This window comes from Kitasatospora sp. NPDC097691 (assembly GCF_040302665.1).
Lineage (GTDB): Bacteria > Actinomycetota > Actinomycetes > Streptomycetales > Streptomycetaceae > Kitasatospora.
Genome location: NZ_JBEORY010000097.1, coordinates 1 through 19236, shown reverse-complemented (window position 1 = coordinate 19236; position 19236 = coordinate 1). Strand labels below are relative to the sequence as shown.

The following is a 19236-nucleotide window of genomic DNA, read 5'->3' as shown; positions in this document are numbered from 1 at the left end:
GGCCACCCTGGGCGAGCACGCGCTCGCACTCGGCGCCTCCGTCCACATGCCGCGGATCGGCTGCGGACTGGTGGGCCCTGCCACGCAGGGCGGCCGCCGTGCTCCGTACCGAGCAAAGGAGGACCACACCATGATGACCTCACTGCACCGCCTCGTCGCCGACCCGGAGACCTTCCGAAACGCGTGGCCGGACACCCCGACCGTGTACGACAAGGACGCCGACGACCTGCGGCTGCTTGCCAGCCGTCAGGCGGCCCGCGAGATCCTGGCCGACCCGGACCTGCGTCCCGGAGGTTTCGGGATGGTTCGCGACGGGGTGCTGACCGCTGAGAGCCCCAGCGCCGACCACCCCACCGACACCCTGGTCCTCAACGGGCTGCATCGGTCGTGGCCACCGCTGGTGACGTTCTGCAAGGCCCTGTCCACTCAGCTCGGACACCCCGTCACCGGCAACGTCTACCTCACGCCGGCAGGTGGGGCCAAGGGCTTCGGATAGCACTGGGACTGTCACCACGTCTTCATCGCACAAACCGAAGGCGCGAAGCGGTGGCGTGTGTTCAAGCCTGTGTTCGTCAACCCGCTCGAACACCACAACTGGTCGAGGATCGGGTTCGACCCGGCGGACAAGATGAGGTTCGAACAGGCGGAGCCGGACTTCGAGGTGACCCTGCGGGCCGGGCAGGTGCTGTTCATCCCCCGGGGTTGGGTTCACGCAGGGCAGAGCACCGAGAGCGAACACAGCCTGCACATCACTCTCGGCGTGCAGCTCCTGACCGTGCACTGGGCCTTGAAGAGGTTGCTGGAGCTGGGTGAGGAATCCGAGGCGCTGCGTGCCGCGCTGCCGCCGGATCTCGGTGGTCGAGACTTCCTTGACCTATCGGCACGGCTGCGGGCCGTGCTGGTCGAGTGGGTGGCCGAGCAGCCCACGGAGGTGCCCGCGCTGCGTCTGAGGGCCGCTCAGCGGTTGTCGGTGTTGAACCAGGAACCGAAGTAGAGCGACGGGCTAACCTCGGAGCGATGCCGAGCCGGAGGGTCCGAACCGTGGTCTTTCCTGACGACGAGTCACTGTCGGAGTGGTACGCGGCCCGGGCCGGGCGGTCCCGGGAGCCCGGGACGCGGGACGCGATCGTGCTCGTGTCCGAGGACCGGCAGGGCCTGCATCCGTTCCAGGACCTTCCTCGGCTGGTGGTCGAGTGGGACGGACGGGCCTGGCGGCCGGTCGCTGTCGCGGCCGACTTCGGGGAGGCGTATCCGCTGATCGTGCGGCGGGACGGGCAGCTGGTCGAGGCGCAGGACGACACGCCGGTCGCGTTGCTGCGGAAAGGGAGCGGCCGGCACCGGCGATCGATTCCTCCGAACAGCTGACGGTCCCGCCCCGAAAGGCTCTCGGGGCGGGACCGTTGTGTGGCTTTCCAGGGAGAGGGCTGGTGTGGGGTGGCGTTCGGGCTGCCGGCCTGTCGACAGAACGCCGAAGTGGGTGGAGGAAAGGGGGATGGCTGTCGTAGGAGACCGGCATGCTGGGGGCATGACGCTCGCTCAGCATCCGTCGATCGTGCCGCCCTTGTGGCGTCCGCTCCAGCGACTTCATCACCGGGCCGTGGAGAAGCGCACTGCCGCAGCGGCGAAGGATCTGCGAACGGTCCTCGGGAGACCGCTTGATGTGAGTCTTCTGCGCCGAGCTCTGGTCTATCACTACACGGGATCGGGGCTGACCAAGCTGTTCATGGCTGTCCTATTGGCAGGGGGAATCGCGCAGGTGATTCTCGCGGCGATGCAGGGGGCATGCACCCCTGGGGGACACCTTCCAGCGGCCGGCCAGGAGCTCGGTCCGTGTCCGACTCATGGTCAGAAGGTCGGGCTTGCACTGATCGCGGGTTCCGGCGCCGTCGCACTCGTCGCGCTCTCCACGCTCAGCAACTCGTGGAGCGGCGCTCGGTTCAGGCCATGTTTCGGGCCCGTACTCCCAGCGCTTGATGTCCTCCGGGCATGCGCTCGGCTCTGCGAACCCGGAGCTGGGCACGCGGAGGCAGCCGAGTTGAGTGTGAAAGCGCAGGCCCTGGGGCAAGCCTTGGTCGACGCGGCAGGCCGCGCGGCAACCGACTACGGTTCCCGAGTAGGGACCCGTGCAACGCTACGCAATCATGCCAAGCGGGTCGCAGCACTCCTGGAAAGGACTGCTGATCAGTTGCTCCCGGACCGGGAGCGTGCCACGCGAGAGCTCGCAGTATTGGCATCGGCGATTGCTGAACAGACTGCGGATGGGTGTTTCACCGATCTTCTGGGTTCGATCGGACAACCCCCAGAGCTTCCAACGAACGCTCCGGAGTCGCCGGACCGCGCCGATGGACGGAGGCTGGCCATCGCCACGGTCACGGCCTTGTTGCTCACGACCGCACTGGCTGTCACAGTCGGGCTGTTCGGTCTCCCGGCCTTCGTCACCGCGCCCCTGGCGGTGTTCACGGTCCCGCTACTCACGTTTCTACTGCTGTCGTTCCGCCACGGGCTCACTGAGGCCCTGCGTCTCGTTGCTGTCTTGCGAACAGTGCGTGGGGAGAATTCCGTAGAGCCCACTGCGGTGGCTGAAGGCGAAGCGACGACCCAGAAGGATTCAGATCCAACGGCCGGGTCGGCTGACTGAGGCAGTTCTCTCTCGGGCGGTGTCGGCGGATCGCTGTTACGGACGGCCATGTGGAGCTGCAGCCGCTGGTCGCGGGGCGTGACGAGGAGACTATCGCTGTGTAGGAGCTTTCAATGTGCTACAGGGAAAGGGAAGCGGTCGGCACCGGCGGCCGCTTCCGCCGTCTGGCTGACGGGGGCCCGGTGCCGGGTGTTTCGGGGAGGGGGAGAGGGCGGCGCTGCGGCAGTGTCGGGGTGGATTTCCCCCGATACGAGAGGCGGCCGGGCATGGCTCATTCCGATACGAACACGGGGCCGGTTGCCTCGGGGCACACCGGGCTCAAGCGGGAGGTCGGGGTCGCCGGGCTGCTGTGGGCTTCGGTCGGCGCGATCATCGGCTCCGGGTGGCTGTTCGGGGCGCAGAAGGCGGCGGTGGCGGCGGGACCCGCAGCGTTGGTGTCGTGGGGCGTCGGTGCGGTGGCGATCATCCTGTTGGCGCTGGTGCACGCGGAGCTGGGCGGGTTGTTCCCGGTGGCGGGCGGGACGGCGCGGTACCCGCACTACGCCTTCGGTGGGTTCGCGGGGATGTCCTTCGGCTGGTTCACCTGGCTGCAGGCGGCGACCATCGCACCGATCGAGGTGCAGGCGATGATCAACTACGCCCAGCACTGGTCCTGGGCGGACGGCCTGCTGAACAAGAACCTGACGCTCACCGCCTCCGGCTTCGTGGTGGCGGCCGCGCTGATGGGCGTCTTCGTCGCGATCAACTTCCTCGGCGTCAGGCTCCTCGCGCACACCAACAGCGTGGCCACCGTGTGGAAGGTCGCCGTCCCGATCCTGACCATCTTCGCCCTCGGGATCACCGAGTTCCACGGCTCCAACTTCAACGTCCACGGCTTCGCACCGGACGGCGCCAAGGGCGTGCTCGCCGCGATCAGCACCAGCGGGGTGATCTTCGCGCTGCTCGGTTTCGAGCAGGCCATCCAGTGGGCCGGCGAGAGCCGCAACCCCCGCCGGGACATCCCCCGGGCCGTCCTGGGGTCGGTGGTGATCGGCACGGTCATCTACGTCCTGCTCCAGGTGGTGTTCATCGGCGCCCTGCCGCCGGAGACCTTCGCCGGCGGCTGGGGCACGCTCACCTACCCCGGCATCAGTGGGCCCTTCGCGGGCCTCGCCACCCTGATCGGCCTGGGCTGGCTGGCCACCATCCTCTTCATCGACGCGATCATCTCGCCCGCCGGCACCGGGCTGGTCTACATGACCTCCAGCTCGCGGGTGACGTACGGCCTGAGCCGCAACGGCTACGCGCCGCAGGCCCTGCAGTTCACCGACAAGCGCTCGGTGCCCTGGCTCGGTCTGATCATCGCGTGGGTCGCCGGCGTGATCTGCTTCCTGCCCTTCCCGAGCTGGCAGCGGCTGGTCGGCTTCATCACCTCGGCGGTGGTGCTGATGTACGCGGGTGCCCCGCTGGCCTTCGGCGTCCTGCGCAAGCGGCTGCCGGGGATGGAGCGCTCCTACCACCTGCCCGGCGGCACGGTCATCTCGCCGATCGCCTTCGTGGTGGCGAGCCTGGTCATCTACTGGTCCGGCTGGGACACCCTCTGGCGCCTGGGCCTGGCGATCGTGATCGGGTACGTGCTGCTCGGCGGCTACTCCGCCTACGCCGTCTCGAAGGGCGTGCCCAACGCGCCGCGGATGGACTTCAAGGCGGGGCAGTGGCTGCCGGTCTACCTGGTCGGCATGGGCCTCACCTCCTGGCAGGGCACCTTCGGCGAGGGCGCGAAGGGGAACCTGCCGCTGTGGTGGGACATCCTCGTCGTGGTGGTGTTCTCCCTGGTGATCTACTACTGGGCGCTGGCGGTCGCGCTGCCGGCGGAGGAGATCGAGCGGAACATCCGCGGCGTCGAGGTGGTGGACTCGGGCGGGCACTGAGCCCGGTGAACGGGAGAGCGGCCCCCGAGGCGGGGGCCGCTCTGCTGTGTCCCTACGCCTCGACGGCCGCCTTCCAGGCCGCCTCGGCGGCGGCCAGGGCCGGCCCGGCGTCCGCGCCGGTGGCGTCGCCGAGCCCGCCGAGGCAGGCACGGACGGTGTCCAGCGAGGCCGCGGCGCCGTAGTGGTTGACCCGGAGCATCGAGGCGGCCAGCGCGCCCCCGCCCGGCTGGACGGGCAGCGCCGGGTCGAGGCGGGCGGCGAGCTCGCCCGCGTGCAGCCCGTCCGGGGTGCGCAGCGTGGTGGCGACCGGGGCCGCGTGGGCGTCCTCGGTGACGAAGGGGGAGAGCGTGCCGAGCGCGCGCACGCCCGCCCGGGTGGCGGCCGCGGCGGCGCGGTGGCGGGCGATGACGGCGGGCAGGCCGTCGGCGGCGATCCGGTCCAGGCAGGCGCCGAGCGCGAGCATCTCCAACTGGGCCGGGGCGTGCGGGAGTACGGCGCGGCCGGCGTCGGTCCAGCGCTCCTTCCAGTCGAGCAGCGACAGGTAGGAGCGGCGCGGGGCGGCCGGGTTGGCGGCGATCCGCTCCCAGGCACGCTCGGACACCGAGACGGCGGAGACCCCGGCCGGGCCGCCCATCGCCTTCTGGCCGCCGATCACGCACAGGTCGATGCCCCACGCGTCGGTGAGCAGCGGTTCGGCGGCGACGGAGGCGACCGCGTCGAGCATCAGCAGGGCGCCGTGCTCGCGGACCACGGCGCCGATCTCGGCGACCGGGTTGGTGTTGCCGGTCGCCGCCTCGGCGTGGACGAGCGAGACGAAGTCGATCGCGGGCTCGGCGTCCAGGGCCTCGGCCACCTGCCGGGCGCTCACCGCGCTGTCGAAGGGGACGGCGAGGTCGACGACGGTCGCGCCGCAGGAGCGCAGCCAGTTGCCGAAGGTCTGCCCGTACGGGCCGGTGACGATGTTGAGCGCCGTCGAGCCCGGGTGCGCGGCGCCGCGGATCGCGGCCTCCAGGGGGAGGAGTGCCTCGCCCTGGGTGACGATCACGTCGGCCTCGGTGTGCAGCAGCGCGGCCACCTGGTCCTCGATCGCCGCGAACTCGGCGGCGCTGAGCGGGGGGAGGTCGAGGAAGGGACTCATGCGCCCGCCTCGCTGCGCTCAGCGGGGGCATTCGCCCACGCGCACCTCTCGATGGCTCGCTCGCTTCGCTCGCTCACGTTGAAAAGGCCTCTCGCTGCGGGGATGGTCGGTGCGGGAACGAGTCTGCCGCATCTTCGCTGCTTACACGGAAGGTCTCCGTCGGTAGAGTGCGGCCATGAGCGATGGCGCGGTGCTGCACGTGCGGGGTCGGGTGCTGGTCGGTCCGGAGGACGTCCGGGACGAACTCTGGGTGGTGGACGGCCGGGTGAGCTTCACCCGCCCGCCGACCGCCGGGGACGTCCGCACGGTGACCGGCTGGGTGCTGCCCGGACTGGTGGATGCGCACTGCCACGTCGGACTGGACGCGCACGGCGCGGTGGACGCGGAGACCAGCGAGAAGCAGGCGCTCACCGACCGCGACGCCGGCACCCTGCTGATCCGCGACGCCGGCTCGGCCGCCGACACCCGCTGGATCGACGAGCGCGAGGACCTGCCCCGGATCATCCGCGCGGGGCGGCACATCGCCCGCACCCGCCGCTACATCCGCAACTACGCGCACGAGATCGAGCCCGGCGACCTGGCCGCGTACGTCCGGGCCGAGGCCCGGCGCGGGGACGGCTGGGTGAAGCTGGTCGGCGACTGGATAGACCGCGACCGCGGCGACCTCGCCGCCTGCTGGCCCGGCGACGCGCTGGCCGAGGCGATCGCGGCGGCGCACGAGGAGGGCGCGCGGGTCACCGCGCACTGCTTCTCCGCCGAGTCGCTGCCGGACCTGCTGGCGGCCGGGATCGACTGCGTCGAGCACGCCACCGGGCTGACCGAGGAGCTGATCCCGGTCTTCGCCGAGCGCGGCGTCGCCATCGTCCCGACCCTGGTCAACATCGCGACCTTCCCGGACCTCGCGGCCGGCGGCGAGGCCAAGTTCCCGGCCTGGTCGGCGCACATGCGGTGGCTGCACGAGCGCCGGTACGACACCGTGGGCGCGGCGCACGACGCGGGCATCCCGGTGTTCGTCGGCACGGACGCGGGCGGCTCGCTCGCGCACGGGCTGGTCGCGGACGAGGTGGCGGAGCTGGTGAAGGCGGGGCTGAGCCCGGCCGAGGCGCTGTCGGCGGCGAGCTGGGGCGCGCGGCGGTGGCTGGGGCGGCCCGGCCTGGAGGAGGGCGCGCCGGCGGACTTCGTGGTGTACGCGCAGGACCCGCGGGCGGACGTCCGGGTGCTCGCGGACCCGCGGCTGGTGGTGCTGCGGGGGAAGCCGATCGGCTGAGGGTGGGGCGCGGCGGTGAGCGGGGCCCCTCGGGCGGGGCCATCGGGCGGGTCCGTCGGGCTGCCGCAGGTGCCGTCGCGCGGCTCGTCGCGGGGGCCCTCGATGCCATGATCATCCGCCGAACGCCCTGTCGGTGTAGGCCGATAGGGTGGCGACCATGGCACCGCGTCCACTGAATGAGATCGTCGAGCCCGGTTGGGCCACCGCCCTGGAACCCGTCGCCGGACGGGTCGCCGCGATGGGCGACTTCCTGCGCACCGAGCTGGCCGCAGGCCGTACCTACCTGCCCTCCGGCCCGAACGTGCTGCGGGCCTTCCAGCAGCCCCTCGCCGACGTGCGGGTGCTGATCGTCGGGCAGGACCCTTACCCGACCCCGGGCCACGCGGTCGGGCTCAGCTTCTCGGTGGCGCCGGAGGTGCGCCCGATCCCGGCGAGCCTGATCAACATCTACCAGGAGTACGGCACCGACCTCGGCCTGCCGCAGCCGTCCAACGGGGACCTCACCCCGTGGACGCAGCAGGGTGTGCTGCTGCTCAACCGTGCGCTGACCACCGCGCCGGGCAAGCCCGCCGCACACCGGGGCAAGGGCTGGGAGGAGGTCACCGAGCAGGCGATCCGGGCGCTGGTGGCGCGCGGCGGCCCGCTGGTGGCGATCCTGTGGGGGCGCGACGCCCGTAACCTGCGGCCGTTGCTGGGGGAGGTCCCGGCGATCGAGTCGGCGCACCCGAGCCCGTACTCGGCGAGCGGGGGCTTCTTCGGCTCGCGGCCGTTCAGCCGGGCGAACGAGCTGCTGGTGCGGCAGGGGGCGCAGCCGGTGGACTGGCGGCTGCCGTAGGCCCACTTCTAGCAGAGTCGGGTCAGCGCGGAACGTCAATCTCACTCCAACGGGTGAAATGACGTTCCGTGTTGCTCGTGTGACGGATTGTTCGAGAAGACTGGCGGCTCATCGTTCCATCTGTGTGGGGGTACCGCCTTGTCTGCTCGCCGAATCGTTTCTGCAACCGCCGCCGTCGCCGCCACCACCGCCGTGGTGGCGGCGGGCACGCTGCTCACTGCCGGGCCCGTCCAGGCGGCCCCGGCAGCCCCGGGCGCTCCCGTTGCGCAGGCAGCCTCGGGCGCCCCGTCGGCCGAGCCCTTCCCGGGCAAGGCCCGCGCCGTCACCGCCGAACTCGCGCTGGACGTCAAGCTGTTGAACAACGCGGTGGACGTCCCGGTGAACATCGCGCTGAACAAGGTGGAGTCGCCCGCGCAGCGATGGGGGTCCCCCCGGCCGGAGGCTGGGGGAGGCTCCGTCCTCACCGCCAAGGTGGACGGCGTCGACCAGCAGGGCCCGGTCACCCTGGTCAAGGCCGACGTCGGCAAGTCCGTGACCCGCGTCGACGCCAAGGGCGCCACCGCCTCCGTGAAGCTGGTCAACGCCGACGTGCACGCCCCCGGCCTGCCCGCCACCGCCCTGCTCGGCCTGGAGGCCATGAGCGCCGAGGCCACCTGCCCGGTGGACGGGCAGCCCACCGCGGACGTGGTCGCGCCGGCCAAGCTGACCGTGCTCGGCAAGCCGGTCACCGTCGGCCTGTACGGCCCGACCAAGGTGGACGTGCCGCTGATCGGCAGCGTCACGGTGGAGTTCTCCAAGAAGACGACCACCTCGACCACCGCCGCCGCCTCCGCCCTGGAGGTGCAGGTGGAGGTGAACCCGCTGAACCTGAACGTCGCCAAGGTCAGCGGCAAGGTCACCGTCGCCTCGGTGGGCTGCGAGAAGCCCTCCGCTCCGTCGGCCGCCCCGTCCGTGACGAACGCCCCGAGCGCCGCGGCCTCCGCTCAGCCGGTGGCCGACACCACCACCTCGCGCGCTGCAGCCCCGCAGGCCGGGGCGGAGAAGTCCGCGCAGCCGGAGCGGCTGGCCACCACCGGCGGCAGCAGTGCCACCGGCCCGCTGGCCGCCGGGGCGGCCGCCCTGGTCGGGGGCGGCGCGGCGGCGCTGTGGGCCACCCGGCGTCGCCGGGCCGCGCACGCCCGCCGGCACTGAGGCGTCGACACCGAGGCGCCGTGGTGGTCGGGGCCCCGTCGTGCTGTCCCCGGGACACTCCGGCGGGGCTCCCGGGGTCCCCGAGGCGGGATGCGTGCATCGCGCGAGGCGGGAGTGCCACCCCCGGCACTCCCGCACCGTGACCGTGCCAATGCGGACGGTTGGTTCACATGCGCGTTACATGAGAGGAACAACCGGGAAACGGCGGCTTGCGACGCTACGCGGGCACCCACCACCCAGCAACGCGAGGGACAAGCCGTGGCAATCAAGGCCGAGTACATCTGGATCGACGGCACCAAGCCGACCGCGAAGCTCCGTTCCAAGACTCGCGTCCTGCCGAACGCCGACAAGATCCCGACCTGGGGCTTCGACGGTTCCTCGACCAACCAGGCCGAGGGCCACGCCTCGGACCGCGTGCTGGAGCCGGTGAAGGTCACGCCGGACCCGATCCGTGGTGGCGACCACATCCTGGTCCTCTGCGAGGTCCTGGAGACGGACGGCACCCCGCACGAGTCCAACTCCCGCGCCCTGCTGCGTGAGGTCGCCGAGAAGTACGCCTCGCAGGAGTCGATCTTCGGCATCGAGCAGGAGTACACCTTCTTCAAGGGCTCCCGCCCGCTCGGCTTCCCGGAGGGTGGCTACCCGGCCCCGCAGGGCGGCTACTACTGCGGCGTCGGCGCCGAGGAGGTCTTCGGCCGCGAGATCGTCGAGCTGCACCTGGACCGCTGCATCGACGCCGGCCTGGCCATCTGCGGCATCAACGCCGAGGTCATGCCCGGCCAGTGGGAGTTCCAGATCGGCCCGGTCGACGCTCTGACCGTCTCCGACGACATGTGGATCGCCCGCTACCTGCTCTACCGCACCGCCGAGGAGTTCGGCATCGACGCCACCCTCGACGCCAAGCCGGCCCGCGGCGACTGGAACGGCGCGGGTGCCCACACCAACTTCTCCACCAAGGCGATGCGCGAGGGCTACGACGCCATCATCACCGCCTGCGAGTCGCTCGGGGCCTCCCAGGAGAAGGTGCTGGAGCACGTCAGCCAGTACGGTGACGACATCCAGTCCCGCCTCACCGGCAAGCACGAGACCGCCCCGTGGAACGTCTACAGCTACGGCGTCTCGAACCGCGGTGCCTCCGTCCGCATCCCGTGGCAGGTCGAGGTGGAGCAGAAGGGCTACATCGAGGACCGTCGCCCGAACGCGAACGTCGACCCCTACGTCGTCACCCGGCTCCTGATCAACACCTGCTGCGAGGCCCTGGAGAAGGCCGGCCAGGTCTGATCCCGGCTTGATCCGCACCGCAGGCCCTTCCCCGCCCGGGGGAGGGCCTGCGGGCGTTGCGTCAGGGAGTGCCGGGACAGGGGGCGTCGCGTCAGGCGGGGCATGCGTGGCCGGGCCCGATCGTGACCCGCAAATCGCTGGTCAACCACCGCCGCCGGACCGAGAATTCATGGCATGACCCAGCAGCCCCTGCTCCTCCTCGACGTGGACGGACCGCTCAACCCCTACGCCGCGCCGAAGCGGCGGCCGGACGGCTACGGCACCTACCGGCTGCTGCCCACCTGGTGGGTCGCGAAGCAGGAGCGGCTGGCGGCGGCGCAGGCCAGGCTGGCGACGCGGGCGAAGCACGCCAAGCGCCCGGTCGGCCGGGTCAAGCCGCTGCGGGTGTGGCTGAACCCGGCGCACGGGCCGCAGTTGCTGGCGCTGCCGTACGAGCTGGTGTGGGCCACCGGGTGGATGGGCGAGGCGAACACCCACATCGGCCCGAACATCGGCCTGCCCGAACTCCCGTACATCCGTTGGACGGAGATGTTCGGCGAGGATCCGGACGGGCTGCACTGGAAGACCAGGGACGTGGTCGCCTGGGCGGCCGGGCGGCCGTTCGTCTGGGTGGACGACGAGCTCGGCCCGCAGGACGCCGAGTGGATCGCGGCGAACCACGCCGGGCCGGCGCTCACCCTGCACGTCAACCCCCGAATAGGCCTGCTGGCCGACGACTTCGCGACCCTGCGGGAGTGGGCGGCCGCCGCATGACCGGACAGCCGCTGCTCTTCCTGGACGTGGACGGACCGCTCAACCCCTTCGCCGCGCCCGGGGCCCGTCAGCCGGAGGGCTACCGGACCCACCGGCTGCTCCCCGAGTCGTGGGTGGCCCGCCACGCGCCGCAGCCGCGGGAGCAGGTGGAGCCGCTGCGGGTGTGGCTGAACCCGGCGCACGGGCCGCAGTTGCTGACGCTGCCGTACGAGCTGGTGTGGGCGACCACCTGGACGGACGACGCGAACGCCATGATCGGCCCGAACGTCGGGCTGCCGGAACTCCCCTACGTCCCTTGGACGGAGATGTTCGGCGAGGATCCGGACGGGCTGCACTGGAAGACCCGCGATCTGGTCGCCTGGGCGGCCGGGCGGCCGTTCGTCTGGGTGGACGACGAGCTCGGCCCGCAGGACATCGAGTGGATCGCGGCGAACCACCCGGCCCCGGCCGTGGCGCTCTGGGTCGACCCCCGCTTCGGCCTGCGGGAGCTGCACTTCGAGGCGCTCCGGGAATGGGCGGAGGAGGAGCAGTGAGCGGCTCCGACGCGGGCGGCGGCTTCGACGCCGGCGCCGGTGTCGGTGCTGGTGCCGGTGTCGGCCTCGGTTCGGTCGAGCGGCTGCGGCGCTACCCGGTGAAGTCCCTGCTGGGGGAGGAGCTGGCCGCGGCCGACGTCACCGGCCGCGGCCTGGCCGGGGACCGGGAGTGGGCGCTGCTCGACCTGTCGACCGGGCGGGTGGCCGGCGCCAAGCAGCCCCGGCTCTGGTCGGGCCTGCTCGGGTACGCGGCGGTGGCCACGGCGGACGGCGGCGTGGCGGTCACCGGGCCGGACGGGTGCGCCGCGGACGAGGCGGGGCTGTCCGAGGCGCTCGGCCGCAAGGTCGCGCTGGTCGCCGAACGTCCGCCCGGCGCGAGGGTCGAACGGGCCGTGCCGGAGGAGGTGCTGGCGCACGGCATCGCCGCCGAAGTCGGTTTCACCGTCAGCGAGTTGGGTCGCGCCGCGCCCGAGGGAGGATTCTTCGACTTCGCTCCGCTGCACCTGATCACCACCTCGACGCTGCGCGCCACGGGCTGCGAGGCCGAGCGCTACCGGCCGAACCTGGTGATCCGGACCGAGGGCGAGGGCTTCGTCGAGAACGCCTGGGTGGGGCGGGAACTGGCCGTCGGTCCGACGCTGCGCCTGCGCGTCCTGGCGGCCACCCCGCGCTGCGCCGTCCCCACCTTGCGGCACGGCCTGCTGCCCCGCCGCCCGGAGGCCCTGCGCATCCCGGCCGAGCGGAACCGGGTGGTCCCGCTGGAGGGCATGCCTGCACTGCCCTGCGCGGGGGTGTACGCGCAGGTGCTGGCGCCCGGTCGGATCCGGACCGGCGACCTGCTCAGGCTGAACTGAGAACCGCCTCAAGGGCTTTGAGGAACCGGTCGGTGGTCTCCTCGTCCCGGACGGCGATCCGCAGCCACTCCTCGCCCAGGCCCGGGAAGGTGTCCCCGCGCCGGACGGCGAAGCCGTGCTCACGCAGGCGCTCGCGGACGGCGGCGGCGTCCGGCAGTCGGACCAGGACGAAGGAGGCGGCCGGTTCGCCGTACCACCGCACCTGCGGGAAGGCGGCCAGGCCCGTCAGCAAGTGGTCGCGCCGGCGGGCGAGTTCGTCGGCGGCCCGGTCGGCCTCGGCGAGTGCGGCCGGGGTGCTGCAGGCTTCGGCGGCGGCCAGGGCCGGAGTGGAGACCGGCCAGAGCGGCTGGGCGGCGGCGAGTTCGGCGATCAGCGGCGCGGGTCCGAGCACGTAGCCGATGCGCAGCCCGGCCAGTCCCCAGGTCTTGGTGAGGCTGCGCAGGACGACGACCCGGCCGGGCAGGTCCCGTACGGAGGCGAGGGACTCCCGCTCGCCCGGCACGGTGTCCATGAAGGCCTCGTCCACCACCAGGGTGCGGCCCGGCCGGGCGAGCGCGGCCACGGCCCGGGCCGGGTGCAGCACCGAGGTCGGGTTGGTCGGGTTGCCGAGGACGACCAGGTCCGCCTCCTCGGGGACGGCGCCGAGCCGGAACCCGTCCCCGGGGGAGAGCAGCACCCGGTGTACCGGGTGTCCGGCGTCCCGCAGAGCCGCCTCCGGCTCGGTGAACTGCGGGTGCACGACAGTGACGTGACGCGCCGTCAGAGTGCGCGCCAGCAGGACGAAGGCCTCCGCCGCACCCGAGGTGAGCAGCACCTCGTCCACCGGGCGGGCGTGCCGGGCGGCCACCGCGGCGCGGGCGGCGCTCTGGTCGGGGTAGGCGGCGAGGTCTCCCAGGGTGGCCGCCAGGTGCTCGCGCAGCCAGCTCGGGGGCGTACCGGTGCGGACGTTGACGGCGAGGTCGATCAGGCCGAGCCCGTCGGCGCGGACCTCGGCGTCGCCGTGGTGGCGCAGGTCGGGTTCGGGGGCGGTCACGCGGGGTCTCCCTGGTACTGGGCGGGGTCGGTGGGGTGGGCGGTGCCGGTGGTGGTCTTGGCGTCGGTGGTGGTCTTGGCGTCGGTGTCGGTGCCGGCCGGTGCGGGTGGAGCGGCCGGCCCGGGCACGTGGTGGAGCTCGTACGGGCCGGGCGGCACGATGAGTCCGGCGCTGTCGCCGAGGGTGACCAGGGCGACGGCGTGTCCGTGGGCGGCGAGGTGCGCGGCGGCTCCGGCGGGGTCCAGTGGCGCCCCGGAGCCGTCCGCCGCCGTCCCGGCGGCGACGTCCACCGCGATCCGCCGCGTCGTCGGCCGGAGCGGTCCGGCCACCGCCTCGACCGCCGCGAGCGCGTCGAGGGCCTGGGGGGTCCCCACCACCGCCGAGGCGCCCCGCAGTGCGGCCGGCACGTTCGGCTCCGGTGCGTCGGGCCATGGCAGGTCGGCCCCCGGCACGCCCGCCGCCGGCAGGTCGGGCCCGCCGGACCCGAGGTCGACCTGTACGAGCCGCCCGCGCACCGACGCCGCCCGCGCGATCGCCACCGTCGCCATCGCCGACTTCCGCTTGGCGACCACCAGCCGCCCGCCCGGCGCGCTCGCCAGCGACGCCGCCTCGGCGACGCTCGCCGTGCCGACGGCCGCCCCGACCGCCGCGGACGGGTTCGGCACCGGCACGCCCGCCAGCTCCTCCGCCGGGTGCTCGTCCACCGGCACCCCGCCCAGGCAGAACGCGGCCCAGCGCACCGCCGGATGATCCGCCTTGCCGGCCACCGTGGCCAGCCGGGCCACCGCGCCGCGGGCCAGACCGGCCTCCTTGAGCGTGACGTCCAGCAGCCGCATCAGCTCGGTCCGCTCGGCCCCGCCGGCGGCGCCGACCCCGACGACGAGGGTGCGCGGGAGCACCAGCAGATCGCTGTCTCGCGGGTCCTCCTGGTCGGTGATCCGCAGGATCGGGGCGTCCTCGGGCACCTCGGGCCTGCCGGGTGCGTCAGGCGTACCGGGTGCCTCAGGTGTGCCGGGTGCCTCAGGTGTGCCGGGCGCCCCGACCCGCGGCGCGTGGCCGGTGGGGACCGGGGTGACGCCGAGGGCGGCCGCCACCTCGACGGACAGCTCCTCCGCGGCGTCCCCGCCGGCCATCGGGATCACCCAGCGCCGCTGCGGGTCCAGGCAGAGCAGGGCCGTGCCGCGCGGAAGGTCGACGAGCCCGCCGGTCAGCAGGGAGACGACGGTCGGGAGCGGGGCGACGGCGACCACGGCCCGGTACCGGCGGAGCGCGAAGTGCAGGACGTCCGGCGGCTGGGAGCAGTTGCCGCGCGAGGCCCGGTGGACGTGGCTGCCCTCCGGCCAGAGCGCGTGCAGTTCGTCGGCGAGCGGACGGCCCGGCCCGTCGATGGCGACCAGTCCGATCACGTACCGCGCTCCTTGCCGTTCCCGGCCCCTCGGCAGCGGCCCCCGCGATCCCACCACGGGCGGCCGGAGAGGGTCAATCACGACCGGTGTGACGTCCGCCGCCGGGCGTGCTCGGGCCGGAGTACCAGGGGCGTGCTCGGGCCGGGGTACCACGGGCGTGCTCGGGCCGGACTACCACGGGCGTGCTCAGGCCGGGGTACCACGGGCGTGCCGACCGGAACGCGGGGTGCGGCGAGCGGAATCCCGGGCGTGCCGACCGGAACGCGGGGTGCGGCGAGCGGAATCCCGGGCGTGCCGACCTGACCCTGGTTCGCCGACCGGAACGCCGCACGTCCACGAACCGGACGGCCCCGCTCGCGGCAGCTGTTCGTCTGTTCTTCACTTGTCTTGTGCCGTACACGACACCCCCGCGCTCCTACTGTTTTCGGCGCCCCCGCCCCGGCAGCCCCGACCTCCGGAGGACCCCATGGCCACCGCACGACCGCGCACCCCCGGCGTCCCCGCCCCCGTTCCCGGCACCGCCCCGTCCGCCGCGCCGCGCCCCGCCCGCCGCCGCAGGATCCGCCCGCTGGCCGCCCTCGCCACCGGGCTCGGCCTGGTCGCCGGCTCGCTGGGCCTCTGGTCCGCGGGCGGCAGCGCGGCCGCCGACACCGCGGCCGGCCTGCCGGCGCCGGACCACGTGGTCGTCGTCGTGCTGGAGAACCACGCCTACTCGCAGGTCATCGGCAGCTCCGCCGCCCCGTACCTCAACGGCACCCTGGCGGCCGGTGGTGCGCGGCTCACCCAGTCCCACGCGCTCACCCACCCCAGCCAGCCCAACTACTACATGCTGTTCTCCGGCAGCGCTCAGGGCATCGTCGACGACAGCTGCGTGGCCGTCGGCGCGCTGCAGCAGCCCAACCTGGCCTCCGAACTGCTCGCCGCCGGCCAGACCTGGGCCAGCTACAACGAGGGCCTGCCCGCCCAGGGCGCCACCGACTGCCGCGTCGACAGCTACGCGCAGAAGCACAACCCGTGGTTCGGCTTCGGCAACGTGCCCACCGACAGCGCCTACGGCATGGACGCGTTCCCCACCGACTACAGCACCCTGCCCAAGGTCTCCTTCGTCGTCCCGGACCTCTGCGACGACATGCACGACTGCTCCGTCGGCACCGGTGACTCCTGGCTGCAGAGCAACCTCGACGGGTACGCGCAGTGGGCCAAGAGCAACAACAGCCTCCTCGTCGTCACCTTCGACGAGGACAACGGGATGGCCGGCAACCGCATCCCGACCCTGGTCTACGGCGCCCACGTCGCCCCGGGCAGCAGCACCGCCACCACCTACAACCACTACGACGTGCTGCACACCCTGGAGGACCTGGCCGGCCTCGACGCCCACGCGGGCAACTCGGCCGGCGCCACCGACATCACCGGCATCTGGAACTGACGCCCGTGTACGTCGCGGACTCCCGCAGCTCGAAGGCCCCCGTCGTCCCGGCCGCAGGACCGGCGAGACGGGGCGCCGTCCCCGCGACGGTGGTCGCCCTCGGCGCCGTCAGCCTGGTCACCGACATCTCCTCCGAGATGGTCACCGCCGTCCTCCCCCTCTACCTGCTCACCGGGCTCGGCCTCTCCCCGCTCGGCTTCGGCCTGCTCGACGGCATCCAGAACGGCTTCAGCGCCCTCGTCCGCCTAGCCGGCGGCCACCTCGCCGACCGCCGCGGCCGCGACGGCGCCACCCGCCACAAGGCGGTCGCGGCAGTCGGGTACGGACTCTCCGCGCTCTGCCGCCCGCTGCTGCTGCTCGTCCATACCGTGCCGATGATCGGCGCGGTGATCGCCGTCGACCGCACCGGCAAGGGCCTGCGCACCGCACCCCGGGACGCGATGATCTCCCTCGCCACCGAACCCGCCCACCGCGGACGGGCGTTCGGCGTGCACCGCGCGATGGACACGGCCGGCGCCCTGCTCGGCCCGCTCACCGCCTTCCTGGTGCTGCGGCTGGCCGGCGGCCCCCTGCTCGCCGACGGCGGCGAACGGCACGGCTACGACGCGGTGTTCACGGTCAGCTCGTGCGTCGCCGCCCTGGGCGTCCTGATCCTGCTGCTGTTCGTGCCGAGCAGGCAACAGTCTGACGACCCGTCAACGCCAGCCCCCTCGCTGCGCGACAGCCTCACCCTCCTGCGCCTGCCCGGACTCCGGCGCCTCACCCTGTGCGCCGTCCTGCTCGGGCTGACCACCGTCAGCGACTCCTTCCTCTACCTGCTCGTCCAGCGCCGACTGGGCCTGTCCGTCACCCTCTTCCCGCTGCTGCCGCTCGGCACGGCCGCCGCCTTCCTGCTGCTCGCCGTCCCGCTGGGGGCACTCGCCGACCGGATCGGCCGCCGCCGGCTCTTCCTCGCCGGGCACGGCGTGCTGCTGCTCGCGTACGGGGTGCTGCTCTCGCCGTTGCGCGGACTGCCGGCGGTGATCTGCGTACTGGTGCTGCACGGCGCGTTCTACGCGTCCACCGACGGGGTGCTCGCGGCCGCGGCCGCCGACGCCGTACCGGCCGAGCAGCGCGGCGCCGGACTCGCCCTGGTCGGCACCGGGCAGGCGCTGGCCCGGTTCGCCTGCTCGCTGCTGTTCGGCGCACTGTGGGGCGCGGTCGGCGGCCCGACGGCGCTGGGCTGGTCGGCGGGGACGCTGGCGCTGTGCGTGCTCGGCGCGGCGGCGGTGCTGCGCCCGACCGGGGCGGCGGCCGCACCCGATGCCGGACCCGTCGCCGGAACCGTCACCGCACCCGATGTCGCACCCGATGCCGGACCCGTCGCCGGAACCGTCACCGCACCCGATGTCGCACCCGATGCCGGACCCGTCGCCGTCGAGGAGACCTCGTGAACCTGCAGAACCGGACCAGGGTGATCATCCTGCTGGTCGCCGTCGTGTTGCTCGGCGCGGTCGGCACCGGGGCCGTCCTGTACGCGGCCGACCGCACCGCCCGCCGGGACCAGGCCCAGCCCGGCGGACCGTCCGTCCGGTCGGGCTCAGTTTCCCTCCAAGTCCCCACCAGTGGGCGCCAGTTGCTGTTCCGCAACATGGCCTGGGGTCCGCACCGGGACGAGATCACCACCGTCGCCGCCGACCACCCCGACGGCCCCCGCACCGCCTCCGGGGTCCAGTGCCTGCGCTTCCACGCCGCCGCGGGCACCGGCATCTGCCTGCAGGCCCAGCGCGGCGCGCTGGAGGACACCTACCGGGCCGTCATCCTCGACGACCACCTGCGCGAACGGCGCTCCTTCCCCGCCGCCGGCATCCCCACCCGGTCCCGGGTCTCGCCGTCCGGGCACCTCGCCGCCTGGACGGTGTTCGTCAGCGGCGACTCGTACGCGGGCAGCAACTTCTCCACCCGCACCTCGATCGTGGACGTCCGGGACTGGAACCTCCGGGAGAACCTGGAGGACTTCGCGGTCATCCTGGACGGTCACCCGTCCCAGGCGCACGACGTCAACGTCTGGGGTGTCACCTTCGCCGACGACAACACCTTCTACGCCACCGTCGCCAGCGGCGGACAGACCCACCTCGTCCGCGGCGACCTCGCCGCCCGCACCCTCACCGCGCTGCACGACAACGTCGAGTGCCCCTCCCTCTCCCCGGACGGCACCCGCATCGCGTACAAGAAGCGCGTCCCCGGCCTCCCCGACGACGCCCCGTGGCGGCTGTACGTGCTCGACCTCGCCACCATGACCGAGACCGCCACCGCCGAGCAGCGCAACATCGACGACCAGGCGCTCTGGTCCGGCAGCGGCACCCTGGTCTACGCCCTGCCCGGCGACTACGGTGCCGACCTGTGGACCGTCCCGGCCGACGGCTCGGGCGGCCCGCAGCCGGTCACCAAGGCCGCGGTGGCCCCCGCCTACCTGGGCTGAGGAACTCTCGACTACGGTCCCACGTCGAGCACACTGTGACGTCCTGATCCAATGGTCGGATCGAACGTCCTGATCGAGGGGGAGCGAGCAACCGTGGACGGCAGCCCACCCGAGCGCATGGTGACCGACTCCTGGCCCGCCCTGCACGGCCGCCCCGTCCTGCGGCGCACCGTCGCCGTCGGACTGGTGCTGTGCGTGTCCGTCGCCGCCGCCCTCGTGGTGCGCGGCGTGAACGCGCTCACCGTCGGCCGCACCGGCCACGAGACCGACCGCGACCGCGCCGAACGCCTGGCCGGACTCCACCCCTCCCAGCACCCCGGCGTCGGCCGGTACTACGTCCCGGTCGGCGCCGTCTACACCCACACCTCCGACGGCGCCCCCATCGCCTACCTCCACTACCGCCTCGGCGGCGGCAAGGCCCCGGGCCTCGGCGACTTCCTCAGCGCCTACGACCTCCCCGCCCCCGGTCCCGCCGCCCCCCTCCCGCCCGACCTCGTCGCCGCCCTCGGC

The 19236-nt window shown here is 73.2% G+C and carries 17 protein-coding genes and 2 pseudogenes; 16 read left to right on the top strand and 3 right to left on the bottom strand.

All coding sequences use genetic code 11. The annotated features are described in order from the left end of the window. The 5 genes and pseudogenes from ABTY56_RS37680 to ABTY56_RS37660 all read left to right on the top strand — a co-directional run. A pseudogene (locus ABTY56_RS37680) lies at nt 1–496 on the top strand (hypothetical protein); the annotation flags it as partial. A 12-nt stretch (nt 497–508) separates the two neighbouring features. Continuing rightward, nucleotides 509–994, top strand: a pseudogene (locus tag ABTY56_RS37675) (JmjC domain-containing protein); the annotation flags it as partial. Nucleotides 995–1017: 23 nt separating this feature from the next. After that, complete coding sequence (locus ABTY56_RS37670; protein ID WP_350634204.1) at nt 1018–1365, top strand: DUF6087 family protein; 348 nt, start codon at nt 1018–1020, stop codon at nt 1363–1365. 160 nt (nt 1366–1525) lie between these two features. Next, on the top strand, nt 1526–2638 hold the full coding sequence (locus ABTY56_RS37665; protein WP_350634203.1) for a hypothetical protein: 1113 nt from the start codon (nt 1526–1528) through the stop codon (nt 2636–2638). A gap of 266 nt (nt 2639–2904) precedes the next feature. Next, nucleotides 2905–4548 (top strand): APC family permease, encoded by a 1644-nt coding sequence (locus tag ABTY56_RS37660; protein ID WP_350634202.1) that lies wholly within the window; start codon nt 2905–2907, stop codon nt 4546–4548. Between the two features lie 52 nt (nt 4549–4600). On the opposite strand, the gene ABTY56_RS37655 is transcribed toward ABTY56_RS37660, so the two are convergent. Continuing rightward, complete coding sequence (locus tag ABTY56_RS37655) at nt 4601–5686, bottom strand: pyridoxal-phosphate-dependent aminotransferase family protein (RefSeq protein ID WP_350634201.1); 1086 nt, start codon at nt 5684–5686, stop codon at nt 4601–4603. A 175-nt stretch (nt 5687–5861) separates the two neighbouring features. On the opposite strand from ABTY56_RS37655, the gene ABTY56_RS37650 reads away from it, so the two are divergent. From ABTY56_RS37650 to ABTY56_RS37620, 7 genes are all read left to right on the top strand, one after another. Then, complete coding sequence (locus tag ABTY56_RS37650) at nt 5862–6953, top strand: amidohydrolase family protein (protein WP_350634200.1); 1092 nt, start codon at nt 5862–5864, stop codon at nt 6951–6953. Between the two features lie 157 nt (nt 6954–7110). After that, nucleotides 7111–7788, top strand: coding sequence for a uracil-DNA glycosylase (locus tag ABTY56_RS37645; RefSeq protein ID WP_350634199.1), 678 nt, complete (start codon nt 7111–7113; stop codon nt 7786–7788). A 138-nt stretch (nt 7789–7926) separates the two neighbouring features. Further along, the gene (locus ABTY56_RS37640; protein ID WP_350634198.1) at nt 7927–8979 is read left to right on the top strand and encodes an SCO1860 family LAETG-anchored protein; all 1053 of its coding nucleotides are present in this window, start codon (nt 7927–7929) and stop codon (nt 8977–8979) included. Between the two features lie 258 nt (nt 8980–9237). Next, nucleotides 9238–10260 (top strand): glutamine synthetase GlnII, encoded by a 1023-nt coding sequence (gene glnII / locus ABTY56_RS37635; RefSeq protein ID WP_350634197.1) that lies wholly within the window; start codon nt 9238–9240, stop codon nt 10258–10260. Nucleotides 10261–10434: 174 nt separating this feature from the next. Then, nucleotides 10435–11013 (top strand): hypothetical protein, encoded by a 579-nt coding sequence (locus ABTY56_RS37630; RefSeq protein WP_350634196.1) that lies wholly within the window; start codon nt 10435–10437, stop codon nt 11011–11013. Next, on the top strand, nt 11010–11546 hold the full coding sequence (locus ABTY56_RS37625) for a hypothetical protein (RefSeq protein WP_350634195.1): 537 nt from the start codon (nt 11010–11012) through the stop codon (nt 11544–11546). The genes ABTY56_RS37630 and ABTY56_RS37625 overlap by 4 nt, the downstream gene beginning before the upstream one ends. Continuing rightward, on the top strand, nt 11543–12400 hold the full coding sequence (locus ABTY56_RS37620; protein WP_350634194.1) for an MOSC domain-containing protein: 858 nt from the start codon (nt 11543–11545) through the stop codon (nt 12398–12400). Before ABTY56_RS37625 ends, ABTY56_RS37620 begins: the two co-directional genes overlap by 4 nt. On the opposite strand, the gene cobC is transcribed toward ABTY56_RS37620, so the two are convergent. Next, on the bottom strand, nt 12387–13433 hold the full coding sequence (gene cobC, locus ABTY56_RS37615; RefSeq protein WP_350634193.1) for an Rv2231c family histidinol phosphate aminotransferase CobC: 1047 nt from the start codon (nt 13431–13433) through the stop codon (nt 12387–12389). The genes ABTY56_RS37620 and cobC overlap by 14 nt on opposite strands. Then, nucleotides 13430–14839 (bottom strand): cobalamin biosynthesis protein, encoded by a 1410-nt coding sequence (locus ABTY56_RS37610; RefSeq protein WP_350634192.1) that lies wholly within the window; start codon nt 14837–14839, stop codon nt 13430–13432. The genes cobC and ABTY56_RS37610 overlap by 4 nt, the downstream gene beginning before the upstream one ends. A gap of 466 nt (nt 14840–15305) precedes the next feature. On the opposite strand from ABTY56_RS37610, the gene ABTY56_RS37605 reads away from it, so the two are divergent. From ABTY56_RS37605 to ABTY56_RS37590, 4 genes are all read left to right on the top strand, one after another. Further along, nucleotides 15306–16265 carry an alkaline phosphatase family protein gene (locus ABTY56_RS37605; protein ID WP_350634191.1) on the top strand — a complete coding sequence of 320 codons (960 nt, stop codon included), beginning with the start codon at nt 15306–15308 and terminating at the stop codon, nt 16263–16265. A 5-nt stretch (nt 16266–16270) separates the two neighbouring features. Further along, nucleotides 16271–17698, top strand: coding sequence for an MFS transporter (locus tag ABTY56_RS37600; protein ID WP_350634190.1), 1428 nt, complete (start codon nt 16271–16273; stop codon nt 17696–17698). Nucleotides 17699–17700: 2 nt separating this feature from the next. Next, nucleotides 17701–18726 (top strand): TolB family protein, encoded by a 1026-nt coding sequence (locus ABTY56_RS37595; RefSeq protein ID WP_350634205.1) that lies wholly within the window; start codon nt 17701–17703, stop codon nt 18724–18726. A gap of 51 nt (nt 18727–18777) precedes the next feature. Beyond that, nucleotides 18778–19236 (top strand): hypothetical protein (locus ABTY56_RS37590; RefSeq protein ID WP_350634189.1); only part of this gene is annotated, 459 nt, incomplete at its 3' end.

What these genes read in the sequence shown, in the direction of transcription:
- ABTY56_RS37605 (WP_350634191.1), top strand. Translation starts at nt 15,306, where the DNA reads ATGGCCACCGCACGACCGCGCACCCCCGGCGTCCCCGCCCCCGTTCCC.
- ABTY56_RS37630 (WP_350634196.1), top strand. Translation starts at nt 10,435, where the DNA reads ATGACCCAGCAGCCCCTGCTCCTCCTCGACGTGGACGGACCGCTCAAC.
- ABTY56_RS37665 (WP_350634203.1), top strand. Translation starts at nt 1,526, where the DNA reads ATGACGCTCGCTCAGCATCCGTCGATCGTGCCGCCCTTGTGGCGTCCG.
- ABTY56_RS37670 (WP_350634204.1), top strand. Translation starts at nt 1,018, where the DNA reads ATGCCGAGCCGGAGGGTCCGAACCGTGGTCTTTCCTGACGACGAGTCA.
- ABTY56_RS37655 (WP_350634201.1), bottom strand. Translation starts at nt 5,686, where the DNA reads ATGAGTCCCTTCCTCGACCTCCCCCCGCTCAGCGCCGCCGAGTTCGCG.
- ABTY56_RS37625 (WP_350634195.1), top strand. Translation starts at nt 11,010, where the DNA reads ATGACCGGACAGCCGCTGCTCTTCCTGGACGTGGACGGACCGCTCAAC.
- ABTY56_RS37660 (WP_350634202.1), top strand. Translation starts at nt 2,905, where the DNA reads ATGGCTCATTCCGATACGAACACGGGGCCGGTTGCCTCGGGGCACACC.
- ABTY56_RS37650 (WP_350634200.1), top strand. Translation starts at nt 5,862, where the DNA reads ATGAGCGATGGCGCGGTGCTGCACGTGCGGGGTCGGGTGCTGGTCGGT.
- ABTY56_RS37645 (WP_350634199.1), top strand. Translation starts at nt 7,111, where the DNA reads ATGGCACCGCGTCCACTGAATGAGATCGTCGAGCCCGGTTGGGCCACC.